General features: G+C 74.2%; 10 protein-coding genes. 2 read left to right on the forward strand and 8 right to left on the reverse strand.

The window, feature by feature from the left end:
- Window positions 1-11: 11 nt before the first annotated feature.
- From GTW67_RS22050 to GTW67_RS22080, 7 genes are all read right to left on the reverse strand, one after another.
- Entirely contained in the window at window positions 12-1,964 is a 1,953-nt protein-coding gene (locus GTW67_RS22050) for an ABC transporter ATP-binding protein (protein WP_161166536.1), read from the reverse strand.
- 107 nt (window positions 1,965-2,071) lie between these two features.
- Window positions 2,072-3,301 (reverse strand): cytochrome P450, encoded by a 1,230-nt coding sequence (locus GTW67_RS22055; protein WP_161166537.1) that lies wholly within the window; start codon window positions 3,299-3,301, stop codon window positions 2,072-2,074.
- Window positions 3,302-3,375: 74 nt separating this feature from the next.
- Window positions 3,376-3,909: a 2'-5' RNA ligase family protein gene (locus tag GTW67_RS22060; protein WP_161166538.1), complete on the reverse strand. Its 534-nt coding sequence runs from the start codon at window positions 3,907-3,909 to the stop codon at window positions 3,376-3,378.
- 71 nt (window positions 3,910-3,980) lie between these two features.
- Window positions 3,981-4,172 (reverse strand): hypothetical protein, encoded by a 192-nt coding sequence (locus GTW67_RS22065; protein ID WP_161166539.1) that lies wholly within the window; start codon window positions 4,170-4,172, stop codon window positions 3,981-3,983.
- Window positions 4,169-4,486 carry a hypothetical protein gene (locus tag GTW67_RS22070; RefSeq protein ID WP_237518977.1) on the reverse strand — a complete coding sequence of 106 codons (318 nt, stop codon included), beginning with the start codon at window positions 4,484-4,486 and terminating at the stop codon, window positions 4,169-4,171. The genes GTW67_RS22065 and GTW67_RS22070 overlap by 4 nt, the downstream gene beginning before the upstream one ends.
- A gap of 110 nt (window positions 4,487-4,596) precedes the next feature.
- Window positions 4,597-5,274, reverse strand: coding sequence for a response regulator transcription factor (locus GTW67_RS22075; protein ID WP_161166540.1), 678 nt, complete (start codon window positions 5,272-5,274; stop codon window positions 4,597-4,599).
- A 92-nt stretch (window positions 5,275-5,366) separates the two neighbouring features.
- On the reverse strand, window positions 5,367-6,617 hold the full coding sequence (locus GTW67_RS22080) for a histidine kinase (RefSeq protein WP_161166541.1): 1,251 nt from the start codon (window positions 6,615-6,617) through the stop codon (window positions 5,367-5,369).
- Window positions 6,618-6,796: 179 nt separating this feature from the next.
- Here GTW67_RS22080 and GTW67_RS22085 point away from each other — a divergent pair, with 179 nt between their 5' ends.
- Entirely contained in the window at window positions 6,797-6,997 is a 201-nt protein-coding gene (locus GTW67_RS22085; protein WP_161166542.1) for a hypothetical protein, read from the forward strand.
- A gap of 33 nt (window positions 6,998-7,030) precedes the next feature.
- On the opposite strand, the gene GTW67_RS22090 is transcribed toward GTW67_RS22085, so the two are convergent.
- Entirely contained in the window at window positions 7,031-7,444 is a 414-nt protein-coding gene (locus tag GTW67_RS22090; RefSeq protein ID WP_161166543.1) for a ribonuclease domain-containing protein, read from the reverse strand.
- Window positions 7,445-7,620: 176 nt separating this feature from the next.
- Here GTW67_RS22090 and GTW67_RS22095 point away from each other — a divergent pair, with 176 nt between their 5' ends.
- On the forward strand, window positions 7,621-8,376 hold the full coding sequence (locus GTW67_RS22095) for an SDR family oxidoreductase (protein ID WP_161166544.1): 756 nt from the start codon (window positions 7,621-7,623) through the stop codon (window positions 8,374-8,376).
- The last annotated feature ends 201 nt before the right edge of the window (window positions 8,377-8,577 follow it).

Raw genomic sequence — 8,577 nt, forward strand, 5'->3', positions numbered from 1 at the left:
GCGGCCGACTGTCAGGTGGGCCCGGTGATTGTGGGGGCGGGCGAGGGCGTTCTGGCGTCCTCGCCCGGTGCCGCGGCGGCCGGTGCGGGCAGCCCGCCGGGGCCGGCCGCCGGGACCGGTTCGGGAGCCGGGACCGGGCCGGGGCCCGGGACCGGGCCGGGAACCGGATCGGCGCTCTCGCTCAGGAAGCCGCCCGACTGGTGCCGCCACAGCTTGGCGTAGGCGCCGTTCCCGGCGAGCAGCTCCTCGTGGCTGCCCTGCTCGACGACCTTGCCCCGGTCGAGGACGACGAGACGGTCCATGCCGGCGACGGTGCTCAGCCGGTGGGCGACCACGAGGGCCGTACGTCCGTCCATCAGCCGCCACAGGGCGTCCTGGACGAGGAGTTCGCTCTCCGAGTCCAGCGCGCTGGTCGCCTCGTCGAGCAGCAGGACCGGGGCGTCGCGCAGGATGGCCCGGGCCAGGGCGACGCGCTGGCGCTGGCCGCCCGAGAGTTTGACCCCCCGCTCCCCCACCAGGGTCGCGAAGCCCTCGGGGAGCTGGCCGGCGAACTCCGTGACGTGCGCGGCCGCGGCCGCCGCGTGGATCTCGGCGTCCGTGGCGCCGGGCCGGGCGAAGGCGATGTTGTCCCGCAGGCTGCGGTGGAACATGGCCGGTTCCTGCGGGACGTAGGCGATCAGTGAGCGCAGGTCCGTCTGGCGCAGCCGGCTGATGTCCTGCCCGCCGATCAGGATGCGCCCGCCGTCGATGTCGGACATCCGCAGCAGCAGCCGGGTGAGGGTGGTCTTGCCACCGCCGGACCTGCCGACCAGACCGACCCGTGCCCCCGCCGGCACGTCCAGGTCGAGCCCCTGGAACAGGGACTTCGCACCGCCGTGGGAGAAGGTCACCGCCTCGAAGCGGACGCCGGTGTCCGCCGGCCGGAGCGGTTCGGGCGCCGGCGGATCGAGCACGGTGGGCGGGTCCAGCAGCAGCTCCGTGAACTGCGCGGCCTCGGTCATCGAGCTCTCCAGGCGCCGGTAGATCTGGTTGAACTCGAACATGATCTGGGTCGCGTTGGAGTAGTAGGTGAAGGCGACGACGACCTCCTCCACCCCGTGGCCCGAGCCGCCGAAGGAGATGGCGACCAGCAGACCCAGCACGTTGGTCAGCACGGACAGGGGGGCGATCAGGGTGTCGACGCGCAGATTGCCGTAGTCCCAGGACCTCAGCATCAGGCGCCGGGAGTCGGCGACACGGCTGCGGTGTTCGTCGGCCTCCCGGCGCTCGGCCGCGAACGCCCGGATGGTCTCCATGTTGGTGAGGCTGTCCGCGACATGGCCGGAGACCCGGGCGATCGCCGCCTCACGGTCGCTGACGAGCCGTTGGCGGCGGCGGATCAGCGGTGTCGCGGCGGCCACGGTCAGCGCGAGCATCACGACGAGGCCGACGACGAGCATCGGTTCGTAGCTCCACAGCACCACGGCGCCGAACACCAGGGGCACGAGACTGCCCACGATCCGGTACGTCACCGTGTCGACGAAGTCCTCGAAGCGCTTGCCGTAGCTCAGCACCCGCTTGGTCAGGGAGCCGGAGAAGTTGTCGTGGAAGAACGCCGCGTCCTTGGCGAGGAGTTCGTCCATGCCCTCCACGTAGAGGTGCTCCATGCCGAGGGCGTCCACACGGTTCAGGCAGTGCAGTCCGACCCGCCACAGGGCCTCGGCGAGCAGCAGCGTCACGCCGAAGCCCAGCACGTACGGCAGTGCCGAGGCGAGGGTGAGGCCGCTGTCGCCGGCGGCCTGTCCCGCCAGTTTGGCGATCAGCAGCGGAGCGACGTAGCGGATGCCGATGTTGCCCACGGCCGGCAGCAGCAGCGCGGGCAGGGCCAGCGCCCGTAGTCGCAGCAGTTCCCGGCCGTAGCGGCGCAGTGCCAGAAGGACCGCGCTCCTGCCCGGCGTCGGCCCGCGCGTATCTGTTGTCCCCATCACGCTCCCGGAGTTCTCGGAAGCGGGAAGTCTCCCGTCGGACGAGGTTCCCGGTCCAGGCATTTACGGCGGACCGGAGACAATCGGACAACTCTGGCCGGCCTCCGCTAGGCGAGCGGTCGGATGATCATTCCGCTGCGTGGGCGGGTGGGGATGCGGTTCAGGGGGATCGTCAGGTCCTGCGGAGGGACGTCGTAGTCCAGGTCGGCCAGGCGCCGGGAGAGCGTCTCCAGGATGCCCACGGTCAGCGCCTCGCCGGGGCAGCGGTGTCCCGTGCGGGGGTCGGCGCCGCCCTGGGGGATCAGTTCGTCCCGGCCGGGCGGGTGGTCGAGGAAGCGCTCGGGGCGGAAGGCGTACGGGTCCTTCCACAGGCGTTCGTCGTGGTTCTGGCCGTGGACGTCCAGCAGGACGAGGCCGCCGGCCGGGACGTGACGGCCCTGCCAGGTCAGGTCGGTGACGGCCTTGCCGCCCAGGAAGGGGGCGAAGGGGTAGAACCGGCGGACCTCGTGCGCGAAGGCCGTCGCGAACCCCGCCTCCCCCGACCGGAGCCGCACCGCCAGTTCGGGGCGGCGGTGCAGGGCGTGCGCGGCGAAGGCGACGAACCAGCTCAGCGCCGTGGCGGGACGGACGACGTTCAGCAGCTCCACCGCCGCGATCTCCGGCGTCAGCTCGGCGCCGGAGGCGTCGCGGTGGCGGCAGACCCGGTCCAGTACGGAGCCCGCCGGGGCCTGGACCGCCCCGGACCGCACCGAGGTGACGAGGTCGGCGAACCGCCGTTCCTGCCGGGCGCGGGCCCGCCTGGCCCGCCAGTGCCGGGGGCCCGCCGTGGCGAACCCGTCCACCATGGCCACCAGGTCCCGCGCCAGGGGCTCTTCCTCGTCCTCCGTGAGCGGCACGCCGGCCCACCGGCAGACCCCGCGCGCGATCACCCGGCTGACGGCGACGAAGAGCACCACGTCCGGCTGCGTCCGCCACCGCGGTACGGCCTCGTCCCAGGCGGCGGCGATGTGCTCGGCCGAGCCCGTCACCGCGTCGGTCTCCAGCAGGGGCAGGAAGAACGACTTGCGCCGCCGGTGCTCGTCACCGTCGAGGGTGTGGACCGCCCCGTGGCCGAAGAGCGTGCTCAGGACCGGGCCGGGGAGCGCCCCGTGCCGTCGCACGTGGGCCTCGTCGTAGAAGAAGCGGACCGCGTCCGGGCCCCGCATCGCGAGTGCCGGCCGGCCGAGGACACGGAGGTCCAGCGCGGTGTCGCCCTCGGCGCGCATCAGGTCGGGCAGCCAGGCGTAGCCCTCGGTCAGCAGGGCCAGGGCTTCGGGAACCAGTCGTCGGGAGCTCATGCCCGTGGGGTGCCCGCGAAGGCGGCGGCGACACTCGGCCCGCCGGGCGGCTCGGCCGCTCGGGTGACGGCGTCTCAGGGGCGGGGCTCCAGTACCTCCAGGGCGCCGGTCTCGGTGTCGTAGCTGCGCAGGGTGGTGAGGTGGGCCGACAGCGGCGGCGCCGGCAGCAGCTCGGGGATCCGCCGGCCGGCGAAGGCGCCCGCGCGCCGGGTGCGGCCGAGGGTGATGTGCGGGCTCCAGCGCTCGGGGTCGTGGAAGGGGCTGAGGGGCGCGGGCGGGCTGTCCGAGGCCACCGCCTCCCACACCCGGCGGTGCAGGCCGGCCAGCGCGGAGTCGAGGTCCAGCGCCCAGGCCAGCACCGAGGTGGGTCGCTCGAAGCGGACCACGCCGGTGAAGCGCACCGGCAGCGGCAGGGCGGCGGCCGCCTCGGCGAGCGCCCAGCGGATCGGGGCGGTCAGCTCGGGGCAGGCGGCCAGGGTGAGGTGCGGGCGGTTGGTCGGTGAGCGGTGGCGTGCCTGACTCGGCAGCCCGGCGTCCGCGAGCCGCCGCCAGGCCTCCCGGACGACCTGCTCCGCCGCCTCGTCCAACAGAAGCTCGACCGTGCGCATCGCCGCAGCCTATCGGCGACGGGGTGTGCGGGCCGGGCGCGGGGCGATGGCCCTACGACGTTGACGCCTCCTCAGTCGCCGGCGCACGGGTCGTGGTCCGCCGACATCGGCTCGGTGTCGGCCGCCAGGCAGGAGGAGTACACGCGCTGCGGCGTGGGCCGCGGATCCGGCTCCGTCTCGGACCCGGCGCCCAGGGCGACGGCCGCCACGGCACCGGCGCAGAGCAGCCCCGCCGTCGCGGCGAGCCAGGTGCCGCGGCTCACCGGTCGCCGCCGAAGTGGTCGCGGAGCTCGTCGGTGCAGTCCTCCGCGCCGGACCTGGTCCGCGAGAAGGCCAGCACTCCGTCGTCCTGGCCGTCCTTCCTGGCCTCGGCGAGCTGCCTCTCGACGTCCGCGATGTACTCGGCGCACTCGGCGCTGACCGGCTGCCCGCGCTTCTCGGACCGCGGGCCGGGTGCCGAGGAGGCGTTCAGTGCGGCGGTGACGGCGAGGCCGGCGGCACACAGCGCCACCCACGCCGCGATCCATCTGCGGCGGCTCATCGGTATCCGTATCGGCATCCGTGTCGGCTTGGGCATCCAGGCATCCTACGAGCGCCGGAGCACAGGGTGCCCGGCGGCACCCGAGCGGACGAAGTCGGCGTCCTGGCCGACGCGTTGAGCACTTCGCCGGCGGCTGAGCACGGGTCCTAGCCGTCGTCCCGGTGCTCGTCCAGGAGTCCCGCGTCGTACGCCAGCAGCGCGATCTGCACCCGGTTGTCGAGGTCCAGCTTGGCCAGGATGCGGGAGACGTGGGTCTTGACGGTGGCGACACTCATGTAGAGCTCGGCCGCGACGGCGGCGTTGGCCAGGCCCCGGCCGACGGCGACGGCGACCTCCCGTTCGCGGTCGTTCAGCGCGGCGACGCGCTCCCGTGCCCGGGTGCGCCGGGTGTCGGCGGCGGTGCCTGCCGCGTGCTCCATCAGCCGCCGGGTCACGGCGGGCGACAGGACCGGGTCGCCGGCGGCGACCCTGCGCACGGCGTCGAGGATCTGCGCGGGCGGGGTGTCCTTGAGGACGAATCCGGCGGCGCCCGCGCGCAGGGCCCGCAGCACCTGTTCGTCGGCGTGGAAGGTGGTGAGCACGACGACCTGCGGGGCGTCGGCGCGGCCCCGCAGCCGTTCGGTGGCCGTCAGACCGTCCACCCCGGGCATCCGGATGTCCATGAGGACCACGTCCGGGCGGGTGCGGTCGACGAGGGCCTCGACCTCGTCGCCGTCGGCGGCCTCGCCGACGATCTCGACGTCGTCGGCGCCGCCCAGCATGAAGGACAGTCCCGCCCGCACCAGCGGGTCGTCGTCGACGAGGAGCAGTCTGATCGCAGTCATGGCCTCACGTAATCACGGTCGCCGAGGGTCGCGCACACGGGCAACGGTCCTGGAACGGGCGGCGTGCTGACGGCACTTCAGGTCGTCGGCGCTCATCCCCATGGCAGCCGCGCCCGTACTTCGAAGCCGCCGTCGGCCGTGGGGCCGTGCTCCAGCGTGCCGCCCGCCAGCGTCGCCCGCTCGGTCAGCCCGATCAGTCCCTGCCCGGAGCCGGGGACGGCGGGCACCTCGCCCTCGGGCGGGGCGTTGCGCACGGACACGGCGAGTCCGTCGCCCGGGGCCCCGGTGACGGAGAGGGCGACCTCGGCGCCGGGGGCGTGTTTGCGGGCGTTGGTCAGGGCCTCCTGGACGACGCGGTAGGCGGTGCGGCCCACCGAGGCGGGGACGGCGGCGGGGTCGGTGACGCGGCGGACGAAGGCCACCTCCATGCCGGCCCGCCGGGACTCGGCGACCAGGGTGTCCAGGGCCGCGAGGGTCGGCTGGGGGCGGGCCCCGTCGTCGGCCTCGTCGGCCCGCAGTACGCCGATGATCTCCCGTAGGTCCTGAAGCGCCTCGTGCGCGCTCTCCCGGATGACACCGGCCGCCCGCGCCACCTCCGCGCGGGACGCGTCGGGCCGGAACTCCAGGGCGCCCGCGTGCACGCTGAGCAGCGTCAGCCGGTGCGCGAGGACGTCGTGCATCTCCCGGGCGATGGCCTCGCGGGCCAGCCGTTGCGCCTGCTCGGCCCGCAGCCGCGCCTCCGTCTCCGCGCGCCTGGCCCGGTCGCGCAGGCTCAGCAGGAGCTGGCGCTTGGACCGGGCGAGCATGCCCCAGCCCGCCGCCGTCACCGCCAGCAGGACGCCGAGGAGGTTCGCGACGAGGTAGGGCAGCTGGGGGTCGGGGCGCAGCCAGAAGAACACCGGCTGGACCAGCACGAAGGCGCCGGTCAGCCAGGCCGTGTACCGGAAGGGCCGGTGCACGGCCACGGTGAACAGGGCGACGAGGGCGGCGCCGCCCGAGGTGACCGAGACGAGCCCGACGGGCACCATCGCCACCGCCAGCCCGACCGGCCACCGGCGCCTGAGCCACACGGCCGCGCACGCCAGGGCGCCGATCAGCTGGTCGGCGACTCCCCAGCCGTACGGGAGGTGGGCTTCCTGGTCCAGGGTGTCCACGCTCAGCAGGCCGATGAGCACGGCCAGCCCGAAGCAGGCGAAGTCCACGAACCAGTCGCGTGCGGTACGCCGGGACCGCCGTCCGGCGCCGTCGGCGTCCGGGTCGAGCTGCTCGACCAGGGCCGACGGCAGCAGCCAGCGCCGTCCGGGGAACGCCGGGGTGGTCCGCACCGTCTTGTCTTCGCTCACGTCCGACGAATCTACGCAGCTCCGGCCGCCGTCACCGGGGTGCGCGGCGTATCACCGACCGAAGTCGCGGGGCTGTGGACTTTCGGTGTACCGCAGGGTGGGCGGCTCGGACTTCCGTCGGTGATGTCTCGCCCCGCGGCCGATGTGGGTGGGGGGTCCGCGGGGCGAGGGTCTGGGGCATGAAGAAGCTGCTGGAGATCGTCGGATTCCTCGCCCTGGTGCAGGGCGTGGCGGGCCTGGTGCACGAATTCACCGACTGGAACTGGGGGTTCGTGCACCGGCTCGGCCTTCTCGACGGCTACGAGATCTACGCGAGCGTCGCCCTGATCGTGCTGGCGCTCGCCCTGTTCGCCGCCGCCGAGAGCCAGGGCGACGGCTGAGCGTCCTAGGGCGCCTTGCGGGGCGCCCGGTGCTCAGCAGCCGTGGTCGACGAGGTCGAACGACGCGTAGTGGTCGGCCGTGTAGTAGTCCTCCTGGTTCTCCTCGCCGGTGACGATGCGGCGCGCTCCGCGGGTGTCGGAGCCCGGGGTGATCACCGTGTACTCGTGGTAGTAGCCGGTGGACCGGCTCGGCAGGACGCCCTCCCGGTTCTGGAAGACGGTCCCGTCCTGTTCGTAGGGGTAGGGGCCGCCCTGCTCGATCAGGTCGAGCGTGTCGTGGGCCTGGGAGGGCAGGTCGCTGTAGCAGATGTCGCCGACCGCGGTGGTGGCGGCGCCCGCGGTGGTGGCGGCGCCCGCGGTGGTGGCGGAGACGGAGCCGCCCACGAGGAGGGCGGACAGGACTGCGGCTGCGGCGCCGATCCGGGCGGCGCGTGGGGGGAATCGCATGACCTCATGATGACGCGCGTAGACGATGGCATGTCAATGACAAGACCGTGGAGTTTCCCGGCATGTCCTATGTGTTTTCCGCGAGTTCACGTCCGCCTGGGCGCCGCCTGCGCGCGGGGCAGGTCGACGTCCGTTCGCCGCCAGCGCGGGTGCGCGGGGCCCGCTGGGATGGACCCATGAACACGAACACACTCTCTCCCTCCCCCCTGACCGGCCGGACGGCCCTTGTGACCGGCGGCAGCCGCGGCATCGGCGCGGCCGTCGCGCTGCGCCTCGCGCGCGAGGGCGCGGACGTCGCGCTCACCTATGTGAACGGCAAGGACGCGGCGGAGGACGTCGTACGGGCCGTCGAGGCGCTGGGGCGCCGGGCGGTGGCCCTGCGGGCGGACTCCGCCGACGCCGAGGAGGCGGCGGGCGCGGTCGAGCGGGCGGCGCAGGCGCTCGGGGGCATCGACGTGCTGGTCAACAACGCGGGCCTGGGGGTGCTGGGCCCGCTGGAGAGCCTGTCCCTCGCGGACGTGGACCGGCTGCTGGCCGTGAACGTGCGTGGTGTCTTCCTGGCCTCCCGGGCGGCCGCGTCGCGTATGACCGAGGGCGGGCGGATCATCACCATCGGCAGCTGCATCGCCCAGCGGGTGCCGGGTGCCGGCGGCACGCTGTACGCCATGAGCAAGTCGGCGCTGATCGGGCTGACCAAGGCCCTGGCGAGGGAACTGGGTCCGCGCGGGATCACGGCGAACATCGTCCACCCGGGCCCGATCGACACGGACATGAACCCGGCGGACGGCCCCTTCGCGGACGGGCAGGCGGCCCTGACGGCACTGGGCCGCTTCGGCACGGCGGACGAGGTGGCGTCGACGGTGGCCCACCTGGTGACCGCCCCCTACGTCACCGGCGCGGAGTTCGCGGTGGACGGCGGCCACGCGGCGTAGCTGCCCCGCCTGCCCTGCGGTGCGGCACGCGGGGCAGGCGGCACGCCCGTGCCGGGCGCACCCGCCCGCCGCCACCGGGGCGCGTCACGGAGAGGCGGCACGCCTATGCCGGGCGCACCGGACCGCCGCCGCCGGGCGCATCACGGAGAGGGGCAGGCCCGTGCCGGGCGCACCGGCCCGCCGCCGCCAGGGCGCATCGCC

This window comes from Streptomyces sp. SID5910, from assembly GCF_009862125.1.
In the GTDB taxonomy this organism is placed as follows: domain Bacteria; phylum Actinomycetota; class Actinomycetes; order Streptomycetales; family Streptomycetaceae; genus Streptomyces.

Coding starts and splice junctions, on each gene's coding strand:
- GTW67_RS22050 (WP_161166536.1), bottom strand. CDS start 1,964: ATGGGGACAACAGATACGCGCGGGCCGACGCCGGGCAGGAGCGCGGTC.
- GTW67_RS22085 (WP_161166542.1), top strand. CDS start 6,797: ATGAAGAAGCTGCTGGAGATCGTCGGATTCCTCGCCCTGGTGCAGGGC.
- GTW67_RS22070 (WP_237518977.1), bottom strand. CDS start 4,486: ATGCCCAAGCCGACACGGATGCCGATACGGATACCGATGAGCCGCCGC.
- GTW67_RS22095 (WP_161166544.1), top strand. CDS start 7,621: ATGAACACGAACACACTCTCTCCCTCCCCCCTGACCGGCCGGACGGCC.
- GTW67_RS22090 (WP_161166543.1), bottom strand. CDS start 7,444: ATGCGATTCCCCCCACGCGCCGCCCGGATCGGCGCCGCAGCCGCAGTC.
- GTW67_RS22055 (WP_161166537.1), bottom strand. CDS start 3,301: ATGAGCTCCCGACGACTGGTTCCCGAAGCCCTGGCCCTGCTGACCGAG.
- GTW67_RS22075 (WP_161166540.1), bottom strand. CDS start 5,274: ATGACTGCGATCAGACTGCTCCTCGTCGACGACGACCCGCTGGTGCGG.
- GTW67_RS22060 (WP_161166538.1), bottom strand. CDS start 3,909: ATGCGCACGGTCGAGCTTCTGTTGGACGAGGCGGCGGAGCAGGTCGTC.